The sequence below is a fragment of the Rhizobium sp. BT-226 genome, from assembly GCF_025847085.2.
Taxonomy (GTDB): Bacteria; Pseudomonadota; Alphaproteobacteria; order Rhizobiales; family Rhizobiaceae; genus Rhizobium; species Rhizobium sophorae.
Genome location: NZ_JAOYTI010000003.1, coordinates 804,509 through 827,779, shown reverse-complemented (window position 1 = coordinate 827,779; position 23,271 = coordinate 804,509). Strand labels below are relative to the sequence as shown.

Here is a 23,271-nt window from a genome sequence, read left to right as displayed (position 1 = left end):
AGTTGCGCGACGAGGCGCTATGCGGGAAAGCGCCGGCGGTAGTGCTCTACCACTTCGGGATTGCGCAAGTTAACGGGCAAGTCGCCCTTGATGACGCGCAGGGCTTCGCTCGCCGCGCCTGTTCCCATGCGCATCATGCTCTCTTCCGTCAGGCCAGCCAGATGCGGCGTGACGATGACGTTGGCAAAGCCGAAATAGGGATGATCGAGCGGCAGCGGCTGCGTTGCGAAGACATCGAGCGCGGCTCCGCCGATGCGGCCATCGCCCAGCGCCTCGATCAATGCCGCATCATCGATCACAGGGCCGCGCGAGACGTTGACCAGAATGGCCGCGGGCTTCATGCGCCCGATGCGACCGGCATTGAGCAAGCCGGTCGTCTCCGGCGTCAGCGGGCAGCAGAGCACCACGATGTCGGCCGTCGCAACAAGCTCATCGATCGTCAGGAAGCGCGCGCCGTCCGGCACGCTTTCCGGCGAGCGGCTCGTGGCGACCACCTCCAGGCCGAAACCGAACTTCGCGATCTTGAAGATCGCCTTGCCGACATTACCCATACCGACGATGCCCATGGTGCGGCCGGCGAGATCGACGGCCGTATCCGACTGGGCGCGGCCCGCCGCCCAGCCATTCTGACGCAGTTCGCGGTCCATCAGGCGGAAGCGCCGAAGCAGGGCCAGTGTCACGAGGAAGACGTGCTCGGCGACAGTCGACGCATTGACGCCCGGCACGTTGGCGACAAGCACGCCGGCCCGGGTCGCCGCATCCATCGGCACCATGTCGAGCCCGGCACCATGGCGGATCGCCGCGCGAAGCGCCGGCGCATCCTCGAAGAAGGCCGGAGGGATCGGCGCGCGTATGACGACGATGCCCGCGCCGCGGCCTTCTCGCAGCAATGTTTCGGGATCGGGCGCGGAAGCGACGCGCAGATCACCCGCAGCCTCAAGCATGGATTTGGCCGCAGGGTGCAGGGGATGTGTGGAAAAGATGAAGCTCATCGGCCCTCCCGCCGGTTACGCCTATACGGCAGCCGTCGCTGGACCGCCGATGAGACCCTTCCAATAGCTTTCCGCACCTTGAAGATGCGCGCTCATCAGCGCCTGGGCCAGATTGCCGTCTCGGGCAAGCAGCGCCTCGTAGATACGGATGTGTTCCTCATGCGAGCGCCGGCTGCGGGCGGCGTCGGCAAAATAGATCGGCAGGCGGTGTTCGCCCATGACGTAGTAGACGCTGCACACCCGATGGAAGACGCTATTCTTGGTGGCGCGGACGATCTCCAAATGAAAATCCCGGTCCTCGCGCGCCAGCCCCTCGCCGGCGGCAAGCTTCGCCTCCGATGCGGCGAGGATATCGCGCAAGTGCTGGTAATTCTCCTCCGTCGCCCGATCGCAGGCGAGCTCCGCGGCCTTGATCTCATGGATCTTGCGAAGCTCCACGGTCTCGTAGATCAGGATGGGATCAAGCGGCACGCCGGCGCGGGCAAAAAGCGCCATTGCCTCCACGCTCGCCTCCGTGGTCGTCAGATAGATGCCCGACTTGGCCCGGCGCTCGACGATGCGCATTGCCTCCAGAATGGCCAGTGCCTCGCGAACCTGGCCCCGGCTGACGCCGAAATGCTCCGCAAGCTCTCGCTCCGAAGGCGTACGGCCGTTGCCGCTCGAGTTCGAGAAAAGATGGGCCGCGAGATCGGAGAGGAGGGAATTTTCTTTCATCGTCACTGTCTTTGCGCGTGAGTCTCCAGGACCCGCTGATTGATCGTGAAGCCCAGCCCAGGCCTGTCCGGGATCTCTATCATACCGTCTTTCACCGACACAGCGTCCTCGACAAGATCATGGATCATCGGATTGGCGCCGAGCGAATATTCGATGATGAAGCTTGCCGGGGAAGCCGCGCACACATGCAGGCCGGAAAAGAAGCAGGGCGCACCGGCCCAGAGATGCGGCGCGAAACGGAGATTGAAGGCGCTGGCGAGCGAACTGATGCGCATCGCCTCCGTAATGCCGCCGCAGAAGGCAGGGTCCGGTTGGAATATGTCGGCGGCCCGAAGCATGGCAAGATCTCGGAAGGCAAAACGCGTCGCCTCGCTCTCGCCGGCAGCGATCGGCACGTTGCCGGCCGCGCGCACCTCCGCCATGCCCGGCTTGTCATCGGCAATCACCGGCTCCTCGAACCAGGCGAGGTCGCAATCGGCAACCATCTGGATGAAGCGCTTCGCATCGGCAACAGTATACGTGCCGTGTGCATCGACCATCAGGTCGACGTTGGGCCCGACCGCTTTGCGCGCCGCCCGCACGCGCGATGCCGAGACATGCGGCGCACGATCCATCGCACCGACGCGCATCTTGACTGACTTGAAACCACCGGCCGCGATATAGGACCGGAGTTGATCGCCGATCCGCTCCGCACTCTCCCAACCGCCCGAGGCATAGGCGGGCAACCTGTCCGCCTTGCGGCCACCCAGCAGCTTCCAGACGGGAACGCCGAGCGACTTGCCGAGAATGTCCCAGAGCGCTATGTCGACCGCGCTGATCGCCGCGACGGAAAGGCCGCGCCGCGCGATCTCGGGCATGGTGTGACCCGAACGCGCCGCCGTCTCGTGGCGTACGCCATTGTAGAGCATCTCCCATATGGTGGAGATGTCCGCGGGATCGCGGCCGATGAGCTTCGGCCCCACCTCGTGATTGAGCATGTGTACCAGCGTGCCGTAGGTGCCCGCGCTGCCCGCGGCATTCTTGCCCTCTCCCCACCCGACGATGCCGTCGTCCGTTTCGATCCGCAGGATCGCACTATCGAAGGTCGTCAGTCGGCCGAAGTCGCTGCGGTGCTGACGGCTCGCCTCGATGGGAATTTTAATCCACCAGGCCTCTACGGTCTTGATGCGCATGTCTCGGATCCCCTGCCCCGCACGGCCCGCGAGCCGCATGGCATATGTCTTTCCGTTCGTTACTTGATCAGCGGCAGGATCGTCTCGGCGGTGATCCGCATCTGATCGTCGTAGAACTTCTCAGTGAGAATGCTCGAGCCGTGGTCCTGGATAAACTTCAGTTGCTCCGGGGGAATATCGACGGGGTTGCGCTCGACCATGTCCGGATATTTTGTGGCCGGCGTGCGGTCGACCGGAGCGACGAATTCGTTGGTGACGGCGCCGTCGTAACCGATCTCCTTCAGCGTGCCGATGATCTTCGGCCAGTCGAGCTGGCCGAGGCCGGCGGCAAAACGATTGTTATCGGCGACGTGGAAATCGAACAGGCGTTTTCCAGCGAGCCGGATCGCCTCATACATGTCTTCCTCCTCGATGTTCAGGTGGAAGGCATCCAGGCACACCCCACATTCGGGGCTGACGGCATCGGCGAGCGCCAGCGCTTGGGCGGCACGGTTGAAGAAATAGGTCTCGAAACGATTGAGCGGCTCGACGGCAATGCGCACGCCCCTCTTCTGCGCATGGGCAAAACACTCCCTGGTGGCGTCCACCACCCATGTCCACTCTTCCTCCTCGGTCCCATCCGGCACCACCTTGCCGACGGTCGCCGGCACGAGGGTGACGATCTCGCCGTCGAGTTCGCTGACCATGGTGATGACGCTCTTGACGTAGTCCACTGACCTGGCGCGCTGACCTTCATCCCTGGCGGCAAGATTGCGCTCGCCGAGCGTCAGCGTAACGGCGCCCCAGCAGCGGATGCCATGCTCTTTCAGCAACGTACGCGTCTCGTTGACGTCGTACTGCGCCGGCTCGCCGGATATCTCGATGCTTTCATAGCCATATTTCTTGATGCGCTTCAGCGTGACGGCGAGCGGTTCGGCCCGCATCCAGTTGTGTGTCGAAAGATGCATGAGGTCCTCCTAGACTGTTGCGGCGCGCTCGACCGCCAATTGGCCGGCAAGATGTCACCTTATCCTTGGCCAGCCTCGCGACTTTCGACGATCTGGTTTGGCCAATTCTTGTTATTTGAAAGCTCTAACGTAATTCTTCACCCTCTGCAAGACGGGCCAAAACGTCGATATTTCTTTTGCAGATCGATATTTAATGCTGAATTTGCTGCTAAGGCGCGAATCCGGCACCTCAAGCGCGCCATGAACTGGCTTGACCAGATTCCAAGATTTGGTATGACCAGATCTGGAAAGTGATAAGGCGGTTGAAACTGCCGCGCAGTGGCCGCAGGGCCAAGGGGAGGGGAGATGAAGATCGGCATGTGCATGTTCCTCTGGACGACAAGTGTCGGCCGGAAACACGAGGCACTGTTACGCGATATCAAGGACACGGGGTTTGACGGCGTCGAGATACCGATCTTTTCCGGCACACCCGACGACTACCGGCGGCTGGGGGCGCTACTCGACCGGATCGGCCTGGAACGGACCGCCGTTTCCGCCATGGGCGACCCCCAGATGAACCTGATCGCCCCCGACGCTGCGACCCGCAGGCGCGGCATCGATTACGTTAAATGGGCCATCGACTGCAGCGAGGCGCTGGGCGCAACGATGCTGAGCGGGCCGCTGCATTCGACGCTCGGCAAATTTTCCGGGAGTGGCCCGAGCACGGCGGAACTCAAGCGTTCAGTTTCCTCGCAACTGGCGATCGGCGACTATGCAGCAAAGCACGGCGTCACGATCGGGCTTGAGGCGCTAAACCGCTTCGAATGTTACCTGTTCAACACGATGGACGACCTTGCGGCCCATATCGACGCGATCGGACATCCGAATATCCGCGCCATGTACGACACCTTCCACAGCAATATCGAAGAGGCCGATCCCATCGGCGCCTTCACGCGAAACAGTGACCGCATCGTGCATGTCCATATTTCGGAGAATGACCGCGGCGTTCCCGGGCGCGGCAACATTCCCTGGGCGGAGACGTTCAAGGCGCTACGCGCGAGCGGCTACGACGGGTGGCTGACAATCGAGGCCTTCGGCCGGGCGCTCAAGGAGCTCGCCGCCGCGACAAAGGTCTGGCGCGACTTTTCCGAGACGCCGGAATCGGTCTATCGCGAAGGCTACCGCCATATCCGCGATGGATGGCAGGCGGCGGCATGACCATCAACCGACCTGCCTGATTTGGCCCCGGACAGGGCTGCACCGCACGGGAGACCGTGGAGGCGGACGAGCTGCCGGGGACGGTTATGCTGCTCATGAAAGACCGCCGTTTTCTCAGGCTTGGGCAAACCCATTGGATGGGCCGGCTTTCGGCCGACCCTTTCCGACGATCAAAGTCACATGCATGCCAACGAGAGAATATTTTCTGCGCCCTCGTCTTATCACTCAGCCGATGGCCATAAGGCTTGCATTGCCGCCGGCAGCCGCGGTGTTGATCGAGGTCGACACCTCCTCCAGCAGCCAATTCAGGCAATAGGCCTCGGGATCGCTCGCCAATTCCTCGCTCGTCGCGGCCTGGACCAGCAGCAGCGGACCCGGCAGGTGAGCAATCTTCTGATTGACGGCCAGAATCCTGTCGCGATCCCCTTCGACGAGCGCGCCTGAGAACGGCCCGTCCTTTTCCCAATCGGATGTCCAGGAAATCCGGCTGGCGACAGCCGCCGGAAGGTCCGCCAGGACTGATTTCGATACGGAACCGGCGTCCACGACGATGTGATTGCCGGTCGACAGGGCTGCGGCGATCTGGCGATGAAGCCCGCCTTCCGTCTGCGGCACGAGGAGAATACGGCCGCGAGGATGGAGCGCGTAGAGATTGAGCTCGCCCACCGGACCGGTGAGTTCGCGTTCGAGCCCGAGCGCCGAGCGGCTCGCATACCCACGCGCCACTTCCCCCTCGCCCGACAGGCCCTTCTTGTCGAGCCAGACGATGTAGTCACGAAGGGCGAGGTCCGTATGAACGGAATCCTGCTGCGGCGGCACGGGCGCGCGCTGCACCAGCCGGCCGATATAGAGCGGACCGCCTGCCTTGGGGCCTGTTCCCGACAAGCCGCGGCCGCCGAACGGCTGCACGCCGACCACGGCGCCGATGATGTTGCGGTTGACATAGAGGTTTCCAGCCTTGATGCGGCTGGTCACATGCGCGATCGTTTCATCAAGCCGGGTGTGAAGCCCGAATGTGAGGCCGTAACCCGATGCGTTGATGTCGTCGATCAGTCGGTCAAGGCCGTTTCGCTTGAAACGGACGACATGCAGGACCGGTCCGAAGACCTCTCTCGTCAGGTCAGACAGCGACTTGATCTCGATGATCGTCGGCGGAACGAAGGTCCCCGCCGCCGCACTTTCGGGCAGCGGCAGCTGATCCACCTTGCGGCCCAAGCCGCGCATATGCTCGATATGCTGGTCGATCTCCGTTTTGGCGCTGTCGTTGATGACCGGGCCGACATCGATGCTCAGCCGATCGGTCCGGCCGATCGTCAGTTCGCGGAAGGCGCCCTTCAGCATGTTGAGGGTCCTGTCGGCGACATCGTCCTGAAGGCAGAGAACCCTGAGCGCCGAGCAGCGCTGACCGGCGCTGTCGAAAGCAGAGGCAATGACGTCCGCCACCACCTGCTCGGCCAATGCCGAGGAGTCGACGATCATGCCGTTCTGGCCGCCGGTTTCGGCAATCAGCGGAATCGGCTTGCCGCTTGCTGACAGCCGTTCGGCCAGCTGCGCCTGGATCATGCGGGCAACTTCGGTCGACCCGGTAAACATCACGCCTGCAGTCTCCTCCGCCCCGACCATGCCGGCGCCGAGACGGCCGCTGCCGGGCACGAACTGCAGGGCACCGACAGGCACGCCCGCCTCGTGAAGGATCTTCACACTCTCCGAAGCGATGATCGGCGTGACGCCGGCAGGTTTCGCAAGCACGGGATTGCCGGCCACCAGTGCCGCGGCAACCTGCCCGGTGAAAATCGCCAGCGGGAAATTCCAGGGGCTGATGCAGACGACCGGGCCGAGCGGCGCATGCGAGGGGCCGAGGGTCTTGCGTGCCTGTTCGGCATAGTAGCGCAGGAAGTCGATGGCCTCACGCACCTCGCCGACGGCATTGGCCGCGGATTTGCCGGCCTCACGCATGACGATGCCCATCAGCACCTTGATGCGGGCCTGCATGATGTCGGCGGCCCGCTCCAGGCAGGCGGCACGCTCGGCCGGCGGCACGGCGGCCCATTGTGGCGCATGCTCCGCAGCCATGCGAACGATGCGCGCTGCCTCCTCGACCTTCACTTCGGTCACCGTACCGACGACATCCCGGTGATCGGCAGGATTGAGAACATCGCGCGTCACCCCATCCGTAGAGCCGTCGGCAAGGAGGGGAAGCGCATGCCACGGGGCAGCAGCCGTGGAGGCGAGCGCCTCAGCCAAATCCGAAAGGGTGGCCTCGTTCGAGAGATCGAGACCATCGGAATTGGCCCGGGCGTTGCCGTAAAGAGCCTTCGGCGAGGCGATCTGCGCGTGGGGCGCGCCAACGACAGGCATGGCTGCGACGATTTCGGCGGGATCGGCGATCAGCGCCTCGACTGAGACGTTCGGATCGGAGATGCGGTGCACGAAGGAGGAATTGGCACCATTTTCCAGAAGGCGTCGAACCAAATAGGCAAGCAGGGTCTCATGTGTTCCGACAGGCGCATAAATGCGGCAGGGCCGGTCCAGCTTTTCCTTTCCGACAACCTCGTCGTAGAGAGGTTCGCCCATGCCATGCAGGCATTGAAATTCGTATTTGCCGACGGCGAAATCGGGACCCGCCAGACGATAGATCGTGGCGAGCGTCTGCGCATTATGGGTGGCAAATTGCGGGAAGACCGCATCCGGAGCATCGAGCAGCTTGCGCGCGCAGGCGACGTAGGCGACATCGGTGTAGATCTTGCGGGTATAGACCGGATAGTCGTCGAGACCGTCCAGCTGGGCGCGCTTGATCTCCGCATCCCAATAGGCGCCCTTGACGAGACGGACCATGACCCGGCGCCCGGAGCGGCGTGCGAGATCGATGATGTAATCGAGGACGAAGGGGCAGCGTTTGCCATAGGCCTGCACGACAAAGCCCAGCCCGTTCCATCCTGTCAGTTCCGGGGCAAAGCAAAGCTCCTCGAGGAGATCGAGTGAAAGTTCCAGCCGATCGGCCTCCTCGGCGTCGATATTGAGGCCGATATCATAGGTCTTGGCGAGAACGGCCAGCGCCTTGACCTTCGGCAGCAACTCGCTCATCACCCGGCCGGCCTGCGACCTCACGTAACGGGGATGCAGGGCCGAAAGCTTGATCGATATGCCCGGGCCGTCATAAATGCCGCGCCCGTCCGACGCCTTGCCGATGGCATGGATCGCCTTTTCGTAATCCCGGTAATAGCGCTCCGCGTCGGCGGCAGTCGTGGCAGCCTCGCCCAGCATGTCGTAGGAATAGCGGAAGCCCCGCGCTTCGAGCGGCCGGGCGCGCTTCAGCGCCTCTGCGATCGTTTCACCGGTGACAAACTGCTCGCCCATCATGCGCATCGCCATATCGACGCCGCGACGGATGACCGGCTCGCCGGCGCGTGCGATCAGCCGCGTCAGCGCTGCCGAGAGGCTGCGGTCGTTGACCGTCGAGGTGAGCTTGCCGGTGACGACAAGCCCCCACGTGGCGGCGTTGACGAACATGGATTTTCCGCCGCCGATGTGGGAGGTCCAGTTGCCTTCGGCGATCTTGTCGCGGATCAGCGCGTCCCGGGTTTCGGTATCGGGAATGCGCAGCAGCGCTTCGGCTAGGCACATGAGCGCCACGCCTTCCTGGCTGGAGAGCGAATATTCCTGTACCAGCCCTTCGACACCGGTTCCCTTGTGCTTGGCGCGCAACGCCTCGATCAGGCTGCGGGCCGTGCTGCGGATGTCATAGCGCTTCGCCTCTGAGACACGCGCGGCTGCCACGAGCGGCGGCAGGCATTCGGCTTCCGGGCGGCGATAGGCCGCCGTAATGGCCTGGCGAAGTTCGGATTGCGGCCGGATCGGCGGCGCAAAGCCGGAAAACGGCGCGCCGTCGGCGGGATCACGGGAGGGGGCGGGGTCGATCGCTGCGTTCAACATGAAAGTACCTATCAATCGATGTCTGGTTTAACGGATGAATGAGATGCCGGGCTCGTCGTCCCATTGTGCATCATCCGTGAAGGCGGGGCCGGAATATTCCGTTTCGCGCAGCGGGCGCGCATCCGGTCTGGCGCGCTTGAGGGTGAGCGCCGCGGCCACGGCCCTGATCGCAAGCGGGCGGTAGTGCGCGAGCAGATCCGGCGCCCGGTCTTCATCCGCTTCTTTGTTGTGCATGTACGATCCCCGTGTTGAGCGCGGCGCCGATACCGATTTCAGCACTCTTCTGCCCGGCAGATAATCTATCATAATCACAAATCGCAATCTCACTTGATTTCAACAGTTTCCAGGCTGTATGAACTTATTAATCCGCCCGCGAGAGTTCAAATGGCTACTGAAACCGACATCTTTAGTGAATTGGACCAGTTCGACAGAAAGATCCTCGCCGCGCTCGCCGAGGACGGCAGACTGTCGATCACAGATCTCGCCGCGCGTGTCGGATTGTCGAAGACGCCATGCCAGATCCGCTTCAAAAGGTTGATCAGCGAAGGATATATCGAAGGCTTCAAGGCCGTTCTCAATCCGTCGAAAATGCAGCTCGACCACATCGCTTTCGTCGAGGTGAAGCTCTCCGATACCCGCGAGCATGCGTTGAAAAGCTTCAACGAGGCCATCAAGAAGATCAGCGAAGTCGAGGAGTGCCACATGATCGCCGGCAGGTTCGATTATCTGCTGAAAATCCGCACCCGCGACATCGGCCGCTACCGGCGCGTCCTCGGCGAGCGCATCTCGACACTGCCCCACGTTGCCAACACCTCGACCAACGTCGCGATGGAGACGATCAAGGAAGGCTGGGACAAGTTCGGTTCGAGCCTTTCGTGACCGTGAACGGATAAGCCGTTCAAAAGCGGCAATTGTCTCCCAAGCAGTTCAGACGTCCCTCGCCTTCCGTCCGCGTGTACTCGGCCTCACCGGCACGCTTTTGCCGTACTCGTTCCACCACGCCGTCAATGCCTCCATCGTGGGGCCGAGGCCCCGCGCTTTTTGCGTGATCTCATATTCGACGCGCGGGGGAACCTCGGCAAAGACGGTGCGGGATATCAAACCGTCCGCTTCGAGCTCGCGCAACTGCGCCGTCAGCATGTGCTGGGTGATGCCGGGAATAGCCTTTCTCAACTCGCCGAACCGGTAGACGCGCTGATTGAGCAGCCACATGATTTCCAGCTTCCATTTGCCGGAGAGCAGCGCGAATGCGCGCCGCATCTCCTCATGCATATTGATTCCATCGGCCATAGTCTGGTTTTCCATACTAGCAGCAAGTAATTCATCCTACTTGCAAATATAAACCTTAGGCGACATTTCTCTGCATGCACAAGGGAGCGCAGGAAAAGCGCCTCTCAAAGCAAACAGACAGACTCGACGAGAGGAATGTTGCTGCCTGGGCAGCGACAGGGATGAACTTATGCCTGAATTTAACGTGTACTGGATCAGCACGGCTCTTCTATCCGTGCTCTACCTCGCCTCAGCCGCAATCTATGTCACCAAACGGGACTGGGTTCGCCAGGTTCTGGCGGAACTCGGATATACGGCTCCCTTTCTTATTCCATTCATGATCGTCATCAAGATTCTCGGCCCGGTCGCGATCCTTTCACGTGTCAGCGTGCCGCTCAGCGATCTCGCCTATGCCGGCATCTTCTTTCACCTGCTGCTGTCGGGCCTGGCGCATATCGGCATTCGAAAACCTGCCCGCGCCCTGCCCGCGGCGATCGGCCTCGCGCTGCTGGTCACCTCGTTCGTGACGCAGAACGACGCCCGCGACATGCCCTCCCCTTACGTCCAGGCCGCTGCGCTCTGACGTCTCGATGATCCCAAGCCCCACCAAATGGAGATACACATGGGTCGACTCAATGGAAAAGTTGCCATCGTCACAGGCGCAAGCCGCGGCATTGGCCGCGCCACCGCAAAGCTCTTTGCCGCCGAAGGTGCGAAGGTCGCAATTCTATCGCGCACATCAGAAAGCGTCGAGCGTGTCGTCGCTGACATCGTCGAAGCGGGCGGCACGGCACTCGCCGTCGTCTGCGACGTCGGTGAAGCCGATCAGATCACGGCCGCGGTGGACAAGGTTCTCGCAACATATGGCCGCATCGACATTCTCGTGAACAATGCTTTCGATGGTTCTGCCGTCTCGTCTTCGGTCATCGACCTTTCGGTCGAGCAATTGCAACGGAACTTCGACACCGGGCCGATCGCCTATCTGCTCTTCATGCAGGCCTGCTATCCTCACCTGAGGGAAAGCGGAGAAGGCCGGATCATCAACTTCGCCTCGATGGCCGCCACCAGCGGACTGGCTGGTTATGGCCCTTACAACATGGCCAAGGAGGCAGTGCGCGCGCTGACCCGCACGGCGGCACGCGAATGGGGAGCCGACAAGATCACCGTGAACAACGTCCTGCCGATCGCCGACACCTGGGGCGCTGCGGAAAAGGAGGTTCCTCCGCCGACGAATGCGCTCGCTCGTTTCGGTTCGCCGGAAGAGGACATTGCCCCGGTGGTCCTGTTCCTTGCCAGCAAGGATTCGCAGTTCATCACCGGCTACAGCCTCGCTCCCGACGGCGGCGCAATCATCGACAGCGCTCGATAACCACGAGCGAGCAAAGGGGCGCAGCGGGCTGCGCCCCTTGAGGCTACCTCTGCCGGTAGCGAAAGGCTTCGACGAAGGCGGAGAAAGCGGGGGATGGATGGCGCCGGTTCGGGTAATAGAGATGATAACCTTGAAACGTCGGCGCCCAGTCCGCGAGCACTTCCGTCAGTTGACCGTTGTCCAAATATTGCCGGACGAGGTCTCTCGGCACATAGGACAGTCCGGCGCCATCGAGAGCGGCATTGATCGCCGGTCCTATGTTGCTCATCACGAGCTGGCCCTCCACGCGAACGCTGAATTCGCGACCATCCTTTTCGAACTCCCAGGCATAGAGCGCGCCTGACGTCGGAAGCCGCAGGTTGACGCAATTGTGGTCTGTCAAGTCATGCGGGGTCGAAGGCACAGTGTGGGCCGCAAAATATTCGGGTGATCCGACCACGGCGTAAGTGACGTCGGGTCCAATGCGAACGGCCACCATGTCGCGCGCAATCGCTTCGCCGAGCCGCACGCCCGCATCGAACTGGCGTTCGACGATATTCGTGAAACCGTTGTCGACGATGAGTTCCACGCTGATATCAGGATAGTCGCGCAAAAATGCCGGCAGCCTCGGACGGAACACGAGGTCGACGGCATCGTCGGGACACACGAGCCTGATATGACCCGAGGGCCTGTCGCGCAGTGCGCTGATGGCACTGACCTCCGCTGCGATACCTTCGAAATGCGGTTGAATGCTTTCCACGAGGCGCGCGCCGGCCGCCGTGGGCGCCACATCACGCGTCGTGCGGGAGAGAAGCCGGACGCCGAGCCGGGCTTCGAGTGCGCTGATCGTATGGCTCAGCGCCGAGCGCGTGACCCCCAGCTTGGATGCGGCGCGCGTGAAACTCCGCTCCCGAGCCACCTCCAGAAACGCACGCATTTCCGTGAACTCGTCGCGCCGCATTGTTGAATCTCCTTCATCACGACGTTCACATTATAACTCCTAGTCGCGCTAAACCAGTCCGGCTATCTCTCTGGCACCGGACAGGAGACCATGCATGAGCATCGAGCTGACATTGAATGAGACCTCGCTGGGAGAAAGCGCGGCGACCCGGTGGAGCGCGGTCACCTGTCTCTCGCTTCTGACGTTTCTTCTGGTGGGGCTGGAATTTCTCCCGGTGAGCCTTCTGACCCCGATCGCCGGGGATCTCTCGGTGTCAGAGGGGCAAGCCGGATTGGCAATCACCGTGTCCGGTGTTTTTGCGGTTGCCACTAGTCTTTTCGGCAATGCAATCCTGACGAAGATCGACCGGAGGACGGTCGTCTTGCTTTATACGGCGGTTCTCGCTGCTTCGAGCCTGGCGGTTGCGCTGGCGCCCAACTTCCTTGTCTTTCTCGTTGGACGGGTCCTGGTCGGTGTTTCGATCGGCGGCTTCTGGTCACTGTCGACGGCCATTCTGGCACGCCTGGCGTCGAGCCGCGACTTGCCCAAGGCCATTGCCCTGCTTCAGGGCGGCACCGCATTCGCGCTCGTCCTTGCTGCGCCGCTCGGCAGTTTTCTTGGCGGGCTGATCGGATGGCGCGGCACCTTCCTGATCACGGTGCCGATCGCAATTGCGGGGCTCATCTGGCAACTGGCCGTCCTGCCGAGCATGCCCGCGACATCAACCGTCTCGGTCGCTAGAATATTCGGCTTGCTGCGCAATCGTAGATTGGCGATCGGAATGGCGGCGACCGGTCTGGCCTTTATCGGCCAGAACGCATTGTCCATTTACCTTCGCCCATTCCTCGAAGGCGTGACGGGACTGGAATTGAATGTCCTGTCCATGGTGCTTCTCGGCCTTGGCGTCGGCGGGCTGGCCGGAACCTCCGTCATCGGCTTCGTCGCCCGCCGGCACCTCCTCCTCGTTCTCGTCGGATTGCCGGCGGCTCTTGCGGTCCTCGCCCTGCTGCTGATCGCGCTCGGGCCGTTCGCGGCGGCGACCGCTTCTCTGCTCGTGCTGTGGGGATTTTTCTCGACGCCGATTCCGGTCGCCTGGAACACCTGGATGGCCGCCATCGTCCCCGGCGAACTGGAAGCGGCAGGCGGACTGCAGGTGGCGCTGATCCAGCTCGCCATTGCCGGCGGCGCTTTGGCCGGCGGCATGCTGTTCGATACTGCGGGATGGTGGAGCACCTTCCTGCTGGCCGCCTGCCTTCTCGCAGGTTCGGCTGCCCTCGCTGCCCTGGCCGGCCGCCATTCCTGAACCTTCCGAAGCTCAAAGGAGATCATCATGTCTCAAGGAATCGAAAACAAAGTCGTCGTCATCACCGGCGCAAGCAGCGGACTTGGCGAAGCCACGGCGCGCCACCTGGCCGAGCGCGGCGCTTCGGTGGTTCTTGGTGCGCGCAGAGCCGACCGGATCGCTGCGCTGGCCGAGGAATTGTCCGCCAAGGGCCATAAGGCCAAGGCAGTCCAAACCGACGTCACGGACCGACATCAAGTCAAGAATCTCGTCGACACGGCCGTCGACGCCTTCGGCCGTATCGACGTGATGTTGAACAATGCCGGCCTGATGCCGCTTGCGCCGCTCGAACGGCTCAAAGTCGACGAGTGGGATCGCATGATCGACGTGAACATCAAAGGTGTGCTCTACGGCATCGCAGCAGCGCTTCCCCATATGAAGGCACAAAAGTCGGGGCACATCATCAACGTGTCCTCCGTCTACGGCCACGTGGTCGATCCTGGTGCGGCCGTCTATTGCGCCACGAAATTTGCCGTGCGCGCCCTTTCGGAGGGGCTGCGGAAGGAAGTAAAGCCATACAACATCCGCACCACGATCATTTCACCCGGCGCAGTGAGCACCGAGCTCCTCGACCACATCAGCGAAAAGGACATCCAGGCGGGCACCGAGGAGTTCGTCAGCAAGATCGCAATCAGCGCGGACACGTTCGCGCGAACGGTCGCCTTTGCGGTGAACGAACCGGACGATGTCGACATCAACGAAATCCTGTTCCGGCCCACGGCTCAACCTGTCTGATGCGAGGCGTGCTATGTCGATGAGATTTAAGTTCATGAGTCGTCGCGCGCTGCCGGGCGGAGCCTTGGCAGCCGCTGCCATACCTTTGACGGCTCGGGGGCAGGAAGGACGCGATCCGGCCAATCAGGAGCCGACCGACGTCAGGATCAGGATAGACTTCAACAAGCTGACCCTGACCGCGACGCTCTATGACAATCCTACGGCGCGCGATCTCGCTTCCCTGCTGCCCCTAGACCTCAAGATCGAGGATTATGGCAGGAACGAGAAGATCGTCCATCTGCCACGCAAACTCACGGAAGAAGGCAGCGGTCCTTTCGGAAACGAGCAGCCGGGCGACCTTTGTTACTTCAAACCGTGGGGCAACCTGGCCCTGTTCTACGCGGATTACCGCTGGGACGGGCTGATCCGGCTCGGCCGCTTCGACAATGGCTTCGAGCCGCTGCCGGTGCGCGGCGAGTATCCGGTCCGCATAGAACGCATCTGACAAGGGTTCCATGCCCGGAAATCTGAAATCGCTTCCTCCCAAGCATGAAAGAACCCAATAGGACGAATTTCCGCAATGGCCCATATCGGAACCAGAAAGCCGCGGCCGGCTTAAGCCAGCAGAGGCGCTCGACGAGGCGCCTCCGTCAATTCGATGATCTCGACGCAGAAATCTATAAAGGCCCTGACCTTAGCCGGAACATGCTGACGCGAGGGATAGAAGGCGTAGAGCGGGAATGTTTCGTCCGACCAGTCGGGAAAGAGGTTCACGAGCTGCCCATTATTCAGATAATCCGCCATCCCGAGTGAGAAGACCTGCGCGATGCCTATCCCGGCAAGGCAGGTCGCCAAGGTCGTGCCGGCATCGTTGACTAAAATGCGGCTGCGGGTCTCGATGGAGACGACCTCTTCACCCCGCCGAAGCTCCCATTCGAAAGGCCTTGCAGTCAGCGGGTCCTGGAACTGGATACAGGTATGCTCACTCAAATCCTGTGGACGGCCCGGCCGACCATGTCGCTCGATATAAGCGGGAGCCGCAATCGTGATCACGCGCGTCTGCATCAACAGGCGCGAAATAAGCGACCGCTGTGCAGGCTCGCCAAAGCGCACAGCGACGTCCATGCCATCAGCAACAAGATCGCCGATCTCGTTGCGGGTGATGACCTCGATCTGGATATCCGGATAACGGTCGAGGAAGGCGCCGAGCCGCGGGCCGAGCACAAGGCGTGAGAAATATGGGTCGACATTGACTCGCAGTCGGCCACGCACCGCCTGTCTGGCGCCAACAGCTGTCTGCGCAGCCTCTTCGATGCCGCTCAAGAGTGGGGCCACCTGTTCGTAGAACCGCGCGCCGTCATCGGTGAGCCGCATCGTGCGTGTTGTCCGGTCGAGAAGCCGCAGACCGATCCGCCCCTCCAGTCGGGAAATGGCGCGACTGACACCCGACGCCGATAGTCCCATTAGCTCCGCCGCCCGCGCGAAACTTCCGCTCTCGATAACGGCGGCCAGTACGCTCACGCCATTCAATAATCGTCCGTCAAACATCGGGCATCCGTGATTTTTAGTCACCAATCATGTGACAGAAGCGCGCTTCAGTCAAATGCTGCCAAAGGACATGATCAGCATAACAAACCGCCAACCTGCTGGCGGTGCAGGCAGCAAAGGAGTCTAGCCATGTTTGTGATCACCGGAGTAACAGGCCAAGTCGGAGGCATTGTCGCCGCGCGTCTGCTGAAGGCGGGGGTGCCGATACGCGCCGTCGCGCGCAATGCGGAGAAAGCAGCGGAATGGAAAAACAAAGGCGCGGAACTGGCCTTGGCCGAGATGACCGACGCCGATGCGCTCACCAAGGCTTTTGCCGGCGCCGACGGTGTCTTTCTGTTGATCCCGCCGACCTTCGATCCAACCCCCGACTTTGCGGAAGTGCGTGCTGTCATTGCGGCCCTCAAGACCGCGCTTCTTTCGTCTCGTCCTGCCAAGGTCGTTTGCCTCTCCACCATCGGCGCGCAGGCCAGAGAACCTAACCTCTTGAGCCAGCTCGGTCTCGTTGAACAGAAGTTATCTGCTTTGCCAATGCCGATCGCCTTTTTGCGTGCCGGCTGGTTCATGGAGAACACGGCCTGGGACATCGCGCCGGCGCGCGAGACCTGTGTCCTCTCGAGTTTCCTGCAGCCGCTCGATCAACCCTATCCGATGGTTTCTGTCTTCGACGTCGGAGCCAAAGCGGCAGAACTGCTGCAGCACGAGTGGGTGGGCAAGCAGGTCATCGAGTTGATGGGGCCGGAGGGCGTCACGCCCAACGATATCGCCGCTGTCCTCTCGTCCATCCTCGGCAGACCCGTCCGGGCGGAGCCGGTCGCCCGCGATACCTGGGAGCAGATTTTCACCGACCAGGGCATGCAAAACCCCCTCCCGCGGATGCGCATGATCGATGGCTTCAACGAAGGCTGGATCCGGTTCGAGGGCGAGCCGGTGAAGGGCACGACCACACTGGACACAGCAATCGGCCGCCTGATTAGCCCCGGCCGTTAAACAGCTGAAAGGCCGTGGCGGAGAGCAGCCACGCCCTTGGACGGTGGCGACGAAACTTCGAGCCTCTGCCTGAACAGCTTTCGGTAACCGTCGAAGAGCAAGGGGCGCAGCATGTTGCGCCCCGTTGTCCAGTGGAACCTGGCGCAGCGAGACCTTGGTGGCCGAGTAGACGCTGACGGTAAGCCCTTCCAGCCAACGTGCCGCTACTGCGGTTTTTGAATTTCACAATAGACAATGCTGCGGTTTGAGCCGGGCCAAACAGACACCTTCACATCCGCCCCGGTCACGCTTTGACTGGCGATCAAGCCCATCTCTCGTTCTGACCGCAACAGCAGCGCCCAGTTCATAAATGTCTCCATATAGCCATCGACTTCCGTCTCCGGGGAGAAGTTGGCAAATAGGAAGGTGCCGCCAGGCTTAAGCATGCCGACGCACTTCCTGGTCAGCTTTACGGCCACTGCGTCCGGCAAATAGTCATAAAGACCCGCGGCATAGACGAAATCGAACATTCCCAGCGCATGCCTCCCACCGAGCAGGGATTTGACCGACCCGTTCACCGCCTCGACGGACGTGCCGGCGAAATCGCGGGCGACGGTTCCAACGCTCATCGGGTCTTGATCCAAAGCTACCCAGCGTCTGATCGCGCCGGCGCTCAGAGCGCGCGACAAAGGCCCCTCACGAAGATGCCCGGCGGCGATGGCGAGGACTTCGGTCGAACCAGGCCGGGCCGAAGCGATTTCGTCTACGCGGCGAGCCAGAATGTCTCGACGCTCCCTTACCGCGACGGATGACGAAGCATTTCGAGTGTAGGCGTAGATCGAGCGTCCCAAGTTGCTCGATGATGCGACGGCGTTCTCGATTTCAGGTCGGCCATAGATGAAGTCGAGAAGACGTGCGTCGCCGGAATAGCCGCGCGGCTTTTCGAACGACCAGCGGGTCAATGGATCTTGATGAAGATAGTGAGCAACCGGATGAGATTGCGCGATCGGAACGATGACGTCCCACACCTCCGGATGAAAGCGCCGCCGTATCTGATGCAAGGCGTCGGTCAGACGCTCGATGATCGCATCAGGCTCGACGCCGGATTTGAACTGACGGGTCGACACGTCAAGGCTGAGGGCAAGCTCGGCTCTTGCAACGATCAGGTGACCGGGATCTGGCGCAGCAACCCTCCTTGCTACCCGACGAATTTCGCCGGGCCCAACAAGACTTTCACCGTCCAAGACCAGGCTTTGTGCCATTTCGAGACCCCTTTGACATAGCGTTAAGCATAATCAACCTCGAAATAGGATGCGACTAGAATCTACGCGGGATAAGGGTAATTCTACTCTTGCGGGTCGGATGCTGCCCCTCTAACAAAGCTAAGCAATAAGACAAACCGGTTGCAGGTTGCCGAACGCGATTTTGGAGGGCGCCGAAGTATGGCTTACTTTTCAACATACTTTAAATGGTTGTCAGCCCGGTGTTTTTGCATGATCGCGGCTTACGCTAATGTCCCGCGTGACGAATCAACCGCCAGCTTTTCATTCGCCGACGCCCTCAATTCTCTGAAAACTGAAAATGATGCTGTCCGAAGGCGGAGCTCACGGCATGGCCTTTGGATCGCGGTCGCCGTTTATGTGGCCTTCGCACTTCCCGACCGATGGCTGATCCCCGATGTTGCCCCTGTGACGATCGCCGCGCGATTCGTCATTGCAACGATCGCTCTGCTGGCGTTCGAAATCTTGCGACTGGCAAAAGCGAAAACCGTCTGGCTTGACATCACATGCGCCGCCGCACTGCTTGTGGGCTACGTTGGCTGGCTTTACCCGGCGATTGCCACCCGCGACGTCACGGCCATGTCATACTACATGATATTCGGCGCCATCTTCATGATGGGCGCCAACCTCTTTTTCAGTTTCCCGTTTCGGCTGTCGGTGATCACCTCGGGCCTCGTTCTATGCGCATTTTTTATTACGATCGAGGCATTATTTCCTTCAAGTCAAACCTACAAGCTCGCCTTTGGGCTGTTCTACATTTCGTGCTTTCTCTTCACGTCTTTCGTCAATTGGCGATTGAACGTGGAGCGTCGAAACGTGTTGCTGAACGCGGCCGAGGCTCGCCACCAGCACTGGGAAGCGTCCGAGCGCGGACGGTCACTGCTCGAGCTTTCACATACTGACTACCTGACAGGCATAGGCAACAGACGCGCGCTGGATCGGCGGCTCGACGAATGCTGGGCCGCCTGGAAAGACGAACGCCGCGACTTCTCCGTGTTCCTCATCGACGTCGACTTTTTCAAATGCTTCAATGATCGCTACGGACATCAGGAAGGAGACCGATGCCTGACTGTCATCGCCAATGCGCTGAAGGCGGTTGTAGAGTCGTCCGATGGCATGATCGGCAGGTATGGTGGCGAGGAGTTTATCGTGGTCATGCCGGCTGCCCTCCCCAGGGTCGCGATGACTCTCGCCGAGAAGATCAGAATGGAAGTCGAGTCTCTTGCGATTGCTCATGACGAGCGACCAGATGATATGTCGATCGTAACCGTCAGCATCGGCGTCGCCTTAACCCGCGATAAAGTTGGAGAGAAAGTTGAACGAATAGTACGTGAAGCCGACCTCGCTCTCTACAATGCCAAAGCAAGTGGCCGAAACTGCATTCGTAGTTTTGACCCGTTATTGCCTCGCCCCGACGACCATGCTGGTAAACTCGTCCCGTTGCTGGCGGCCGCCATCGATCGCAAACTTGTCTCGCTCGTGTACCAACCGATCTTCGACGTGACGAACGGGAAAGCAAGAGCTGTCGAGGCTTTGATGCGCCTCAGGATGCCGGACGGCACGGCGGTTTCGCCGAAGACATTCATCCCCATTGCAGAACGAAGTGGCGCTATCCTCGAACTGGGCAGGTGGGCGATCGAGACGGCATGCCGGGACATACTGATGACCGATCGCATGGCTATCGTCAGCGTCAACGTGTCGCCGATACAACTACGTTCCACCGGCTTTGCTGCCAGTGTCGCTGATATCCTTGCTCGGTGCGGGGTCTGCGGGTCGCGACTAGCCCTGGAAGTCACCGAGGGCCTGGACATGGATATGCAGTCGGAGGTGCTTAAATGCATTGCCGATCTGCGGGCACTCGGCGTCGAGATCTGGCTTGACGACTTCGGCTGCGGCTTCGCTGGCCTCTCCTGGCTGAGGGCAATCGAGTTTCAGACGGTTAAGGTCGATAGAACCTTCCTGCACGACTGCTCGAACCCACGCGGCCTGACGATGCTTCAGGACATGATTGCTCTCATCCGCAATCGTGGGAATACGATCCTGGTGGAAGGCGTCGAAACCGCAGCACAATTTACCCTTCTCAAGGATCTTCGCATCGACCGCGTCCAGGGCTTTCATATGGGAATGCCGGTTAGCGCTGAACTTCTGAGCGCGGCATAATTCGTCAAGGTTTCCAGATGGCTCAGCGCGAAAGCAATTGGAGCCATTTCGACGAGGGCTGCACCACCATTATCGGAAGTCTTGCTTTTAAACGGATCAGGCCGTCTGATGCAGCGGGGCAACGGGTCGCTGAAGACAGACGAATATTCGGCGGTTGAGCCTGGGAATGAGGAGCAGGATGGATCACGTCAGCAGCCAGCAAACATCGGCGAGCGAAGAGTGGGAAGCGCGCAGGCTTCGATACCTGACCTGGGAACACATTGCGTCGGACCTCCGTCATCCGGCTCACCTTGCCCGCAAGGTGGAACTCAGGCGATCATGCGGTGCGGAGCTGGCCGAAACGTCCTACATCGCCGAGGACGCCGCGATCTTCACCGAAAGCCTGACGATGGGCGAGCGGTCCTGGATCGCCGGGCACGCGCTCGTTCGCGGCCATGTGACACTCGGCGACGATTGCACCATCAATCCCTATGCCTGTGTTTCCGGTACGGTGACGTGCGGTCATGGCGTGCGGATCGCTTCGCATGCCTCGATCGTCGGCTTCAATCACGGCTTCGATGATCCGACCATTCCTATACACCGCCAGGGCGTCGTCAGCATCGGCATCGTGATCGGCGACGATGTCTGGATCGGCGCCAATTGCGTAATCCTCGATGGCGCAACAATTGGAAATGGTGCAGTGATCGCCGCCGGAGCGGTGGTCACGGGAGATATTCCCGCCATGTCGATTGCCGGTGGCGTGCCCGCCCGGGTGCTGCGGAGCCGAGGCTCGGCGCCCCGAAAAACCGGCACTGGCGACATCGAAGATCAATTGGTGAGGCTCGGTCAGAAAGCGCAAGACCAATGGCCGGAGATCCTCGCACGCTGGAAAACGCAAGGATCCTATGAATCGATGGAAGCAGACGGCTTCCGCAGACCGGCGATCCGGCATCTCTGCGATGCCATCGAGATCGCTGCCGGCTTCGGTCACCTGCCGCCCGATCTCGATGCGGCGGAGACCGTCGAGCGTCTCCAAGGTCTACAGGACCAAGAGACCGGCCTTTTCCCGGAAGAGCATGCGCGAATGCATGGCAAGGCGCTGAAGGATGATTCAAAGGCGCTTTATAATATCCTTGCGGTTGGCTATGCGCTTGAACTGCTTGGTTCCGGTCCACGCCAACCTGTCCATGCGGTCGAGCTCGGCGCCGGGGAGCTGGATGAATGGCTGAGCACCCTGCCCTGGTCGACCCGGGCATGGCACGCCGGAAGCGTGGTCGATGCGATCGGAACCGCCATGTACTTCAATGCGAAGTATTTCGGCATCGGGCATTCACGGCAGACACTTTTCGAGTGGCTGAGCCGCAATGCCAACAGCGTTTCTGGGCTATGGGGTGAACCGACCGCGGCGGAAGGATGGCTTCAACCGGTGAACGGCTTTTACCGCCTGACGCGCGGCACCTACGCCCAGTTCGGCGTGGCACTTCCCCACCCGCACGCCTCGCTCGAAACGGTTCATCTCAACTACCGCAACCACAAGGGCTTCGGTGCTGCAAAATACAATGCGTGCAACCTGCTCGATACGATTCATCCGCTGCTCCTAATTGCCCGGCAGACCGACTACAGGCGGGCCGACGGGGAGGCGATCGCCCGCAAGGTCATATCGAGGGCGTTGGATAGATGGCGAGATTGCGAAGGATTCCCCTTTGCCGATGGTGCTGAACCGAGCCTGCAGGGGACGGAAATGTGGCTTTCCGTCATCCACCTGGCGGCCGATTTCCTGGGACTGGCAGATCGCTTCGCCTTCGTCCCTAGAGGCGTTCACCGAACGGCAACCGTGGGGCTGGGTTTGTGATACGGCTTGATCAACCGTGCAATGATGCCGTCAGCCAGGCGGCGGCAAGGTCGCGTGCGTTGCTTCGCTTGGCTTTGACGGGCACGATCACGTTGTAACGATCCTCCGCGGCAAGCTCGCCGCCGTCGACCTGCACCAGGGTTCCATCCTCCAGAAAGGTGCCCACCAGCATACGCCATCCCAACGCAATCCCTTGCCCGGCGCGCGCGGCTGCGATGGTTTCGGTATAGTGGTTGAACCGAAGCGACGGCTTTACCTCGAGGTTGGCGCCGGTCAGCGAAAACCACTGCGCCCAGCTATACCAGGAACGATCGAGAACGTCCGTTTCGATGAATTCGTCGGCGGAGCCGAGCGCGCCATCTCCGCGACGCCTGAGATAGTCGGGAGAGCAGACGGGGCAGATGACGTCGCCGCGCGAGGCGATGACGGTGCTATCGCTGAAGGGAGGCACACCATATCGAATTGCCACATCGACTTCTCCGTCGTCGAGAGCGATCGGGCTGTCCTGGGATATCACCCGCACCAGGATGCCGGGGTTCGCACGGCGAAACTCGGCCAGCCGCGGCAGCAGCCAGAAAGACGAGAATGCAACGGTCGCCCCTATGGTCAACACGTCCTGGCTGCGCGACTGGAGCGCTTCCACGCTCTCGGCAATATCGGCAAAGCTCTTGGCCAGCGTGGCTCCGAGGTTGATGCATGCCGCCGTCGGCTCGATCGCTCGATGCTTGCGCACGAATAGAGGCTGGCCGAATTCTTCCTCCAGCAATGCAATCTGCCTGCTGACCGCCGCCTGGGTGACACCCAATTCGGTCGCAGCCGCGGTGAAGCTCTTCTTTCTGAGCGCCGCCTCCAGGGTCACCAGTGCCGTCAACGACGGGATCCGTCTTCTAAAATGCATCATAGAACCCCTCATCGCAT

The 23,271-nt window shown here is 61.1% G+C and carries 21 protein-coding genes; 10 read left to right on the top strand and 11 right to left on the bottom strand.

The window, feature by feature from the left end; all coding sequences use genetic code 11:
- Positions 1 to 17: 17 nt before the first annotated feature.
- Genes OIU37_RS23445 through OIU37_RS23430 form a run of 4 tightly spaced genes read right to left on the bottom strand, consistent with a single transcriptional unit; the run spans position 18 to position 3,825 of the window.
- Positions 18 to 992, bottom strand: a complete 975-nt coding sequence (locus tag OIU37_RS23445; protein WP_264258785.1) for an NAD(P)-dependent oxidoreductase — start codon at positions 990 to 992, stop codon at positions 18 to 20.
- A 21-nt stretch (positions 993 to 1,013) separates the two neighbouring features.
- A complete protein-coding gene (locus tag OIU37_RS23440) occupies positions 1,014 to 1,706 on the bottom strand; it encodes a FadR/GntR family transcriptional regulator (RefSeq protein WP_180696131.1) in 693 nt (230 codons plus the stop codon).
- 2 nt (positions 1,707 to 1,708) lie between these two features.
- A complete protein-coding gene (locus OIU37_RS23435) occupies positions 1,709 to 2,878 on the bottom strand; it encodes a mandelate racemase/muconate lactonizing enzyme family protein (RefSeq protein WP_171603704.1) in 1,170 nt (389 codons plus the stop codon).
- A gap of 59 nt (positions 2,879 to 2,937) precedes the next feature.
- On the bottom strand, positions 2,938 to 3,825 hold the full coding sequence (locus OIU37_RS23430; protein WP_171603703.1) for a sugar phosphate isomerase/epimerase: 888 nt from the start codon (positions 3,823 to 3,825) through the stop codon (positions 2,938 to 2,940).
- Positions 3,826 to 4,170: 345 nt separating this feature from the next.
- On the opposite strand from OIU37_RS23430, the gene OIU37_RS23425 reads away from it, so the two are divergent.
- The gene (locus tag OIU37_RS23425) at positions 4,171 to 5,022 is read left to right on the top strand and encodes a sugar phosphate isomerase/epimerase (protein WP_171603702.1); all 852 of its coding nucleotides are present in this window, start codon (positions 4,171 to 4,173) and stop codon (positions 5,020 to 5,022) included.
- A gap of 225 nt (positions 5,023 to 5,247) precedes the next feature.
- Here OIU37_RS23425 and putA read toward each other — a convergent pair whose 3' ends face one another.
- Both putA and OIU37_RS23415 read right to left on the bottom strand, forming a co-directional pair.
- Positions 5,248 to 8,955: a trifunctional transcriptional regulator/proline dehydrogenase/L-glutamate gamma-semialdehyde dehydrogenase gene (gene putA / locus OIU37_RS23420; protein ID WP_264258784.1), complete on the bottom strand. Its 3,708-nt coding sequence runs from the start codon at positions 8,953 to 8,955 to the stop codon at positions 5,248 to 5,250.
- A 27-nt stretch (positions 8,956 to 8,982) separates the two neighbouring features.
- Positions 8,983 to 9,189 carry a hypothetical protein gene (locus OIU37_RS23415; RefSeq protein ID WP_171603700.1) on the bottom strand — a complete coding sequence of 69 codons (207 nt, stop codon included), beginning with the start codon at positions 9,187 to 9,189 and terminating at the stop codon, positions 8,983 to 8,985.
- Between the two features lie 150 nt (positions 9,190 to 9,339).
- Here OIU37_RS23415 and OIU37_RS23410 point away from each other — a divergent pair, with 150 nt between their 5' ends.
- On the top strand, positions 9,340 to 9,834 hold the full coding sequence (locus OIU37_RS23410) for an Lrp/AsnC family transcriptional regulator (protein ID WP_138332467.1): 495 nt from the start codon (positions 9,340 to 9,342) through the stop codon (positions 9,832 to 9,834).
- A 48-nt stretch (positions 9,835 to 9,882) separates the two neighbouring features.
- On the opposite strand, the gene OIU37_RS23405 is transcribed toward OIU37_RS23410, so the two are convergent.
- Positions 9,883 to 10,260: a helix-turn-helix domain-containing protein gene (locus tag OIU37_RS23405; protein ID WP_180696138.1), complete on the bottom strand. Its 378-nt coding sequence runs from the start codon at positions 10,258 to 10,260 to the stop codon at positions 9,883 to 9,885.
- A 154-nt stretch (positions 10,261 to 10,414) separates the two neighbouring features.
- On the opposite strand from OIU37_RS23405, the gene OIU37_RS23400 reads away from it, so the two are divergent.
- Both OIU37_RS23400 and OIU37_RS23395 read left to right on the top strand, forming a co-directional pair.
- Positions 10,415 to 10,807 (top strand): DoxX family protein, encoded by a 393-nt coding sequence (locus OIU37_RS23400; protein ID WP_264258782.1) that lies wholly within the window; start codon positions 10,415 to 10,417, stop codon positions 10,805 to 10,807.
- A 39-nt stretch (positions 10,808 to 10,846) separates the two neighbouring features.
- Complete coding sequence (locus OIU37_RS23395; RefSeq protein WP_180696140.1) at positions 10,847 to 11,593, top strand: SDR family NAD(P)-dependent oxidoreductase; 747 nt, start codon at positions 10,847 to 10,849, stop codon at positions 11,591 to 11,593.
- Positions 11,594 to 11,636: 43 nt separating this feature from the next.
- Here the strand turns inward: OIU37_RS23395 and OIU37_RS23390 are convergent, their stop codons facing one another.
- Complete coding sequence (locus tag OIU37_RS23390) at positions 11,637 to 12,533, bottom strand: LysR family transcriptional regulator (protein WP_264258781.1); 897 nt, start codon at positions 12,531 to 12,533, stop codon at positions 11,637 to 11,639.
- Positions 12,534 to 12,627: 94 nt separating this feature from the next.
- Between OIU37_RS23390 and OIU37_RS23385 the strand changes: the two genes are divergently transcribed.
- From OIU37_RS23385 to OIU37_RS23375, 3 genes are read left to right on the top strand one after another with little or no spacing between them, the layout of a single operon-like run.
- Complete coding sequence (locus OIU37_RS23385; protein WP_264258780.1) at positions 12,628 to 13,815, top strand: MFS transporter; 1,188 nt, start codon at positions 12,628 to 12,630, stop codon at positions 13,813 to 13,815.
- Positions 13,816 to 13,842: 27 nt separating this feature from the next.
- Positions 13,843 to 14,589 (top strand): SDR family oxidoreductase, encoded by a 747-nt coding sequence (locus tag OIU37_RS23380; RefSeq protein ID WP_182209779.1) that lies wholly within the window; start codon positions 13,843 to 13,845, stop codon positions 14,587 to 14,589.
- A 13-nt stretch (positions 14,590 to 14,602) separates the two neighbouring features.
- On the top strand, positions 14,603 to 15,073 hold the full coding sequence (locus tag OIU37_RS23375) for a cyclophilin-like fold protein (RefSeq protein WP_264258779.1): 471 nt from the start codon (positions 14,603 to 14,605) through the stop codon (positions 15,071 to 15,073).
- Positions 15,074 to 15,183: 110 nt separating this feature from the next.
- Here the strand turns inward: OIU37_RS23375 and OIU37_RS23370 are convergent, their stop codons facing one another.
- Positions 15,184 to 16,116 (bottom strand): LysR family transcriptional regulator, encoded by a 933-nt coding sequence (locus OIU37_RS23370; protein WP_264258778.1) that lies wholly within the window; start codon positions 16,114 to 16,116, stop codon positions 15,184 to 15,186.
- A gap of 129 nt (positions 16,117 to 16,245) precedes the next feature.
- Between OIU37_RS23370 and OIU37_RS23365 the strand changes: the two genes are divergently transcribed.
- Entirely contained in the window at positions 16,246 to 17,103 is an 858-nt protein-coding gene (locus OIU37_RS23365) for an NmrA family NAD(P)-binding protein (RefSeq protein ID WP_171603692.1), read from the top strand.
- A 203-nt stretch (positions 17,104 to 17,306) separates the two neighbouring features.
- Here the strand turns inward: OIU37_RS23365 and OIU37_RS23360 are convergent, their stop codons facing one another.
- Positions 17,307 to 18,344 (bottom strand): class I SAM-dependent methyltransferase, encoded by a 1,038-nt coding sequence (locus tag OIU37_RS23360; RefSeq protein WP_264258777.1) that lies wholly within the window; start codon positions 18,342 to 18,344, stop codon positions 17,307 to 17,309.
- Between the two features lie 180 nt (positions 18,345 to 18,524).
- Here OIU37_RS23360 and OIU37_RS23355 point away from each other — a divergent pair, with 180 nt between their 5' ends.
- Positions 18,525 to 20,522 carry a bifunctional diguanylate cyclase/phosphodiesterase gene (locus tag OIU37_RS23355; protein WP_264258776.1) on the top strand — a complete coding sequence of 666 codons (1,998 nt, stop codon included), beginning with the start codon at positions 18,525 to 18,527 and terminating at the stop codon, positions 20,520 to 20,522.
- 178 nt (positions 20,523 to 20,700) lie between these two features.
- Complete coding sequence (locus OIU37_RS23350) at positions 20,701 to 22,353, top strand: DapH/DapD/GlmU-related protein (protein WP_264258775.1); 1,653 nt, start codon at positions 20,701 to 20,703, stop codon at positions 22,351 to 22,353.
- A 10-nt stretch (positions 22,354 to 22,363) separates the two neighbouring features.
- Here the strand turns inward: OIU37_RS23350 and OIU37_RS23345 are convergent, their stop codons facing one another.
- The gene (locus OIU37_RS23345) at positions 22,364 to 23,251 is read right to left on the bottom strand and encodes a LysR substrate-binding domain-containing protein (protein ID WP_171603928.1); all 888 of its coding nucleotides are present in this window, start codon (positions 23,249 to 23,251) and stop codon (positions 22,364 to 22,366) included.
- Between the last annotated feature and the right edge of the window lie 20 nt (positions 23,252 to 23,271).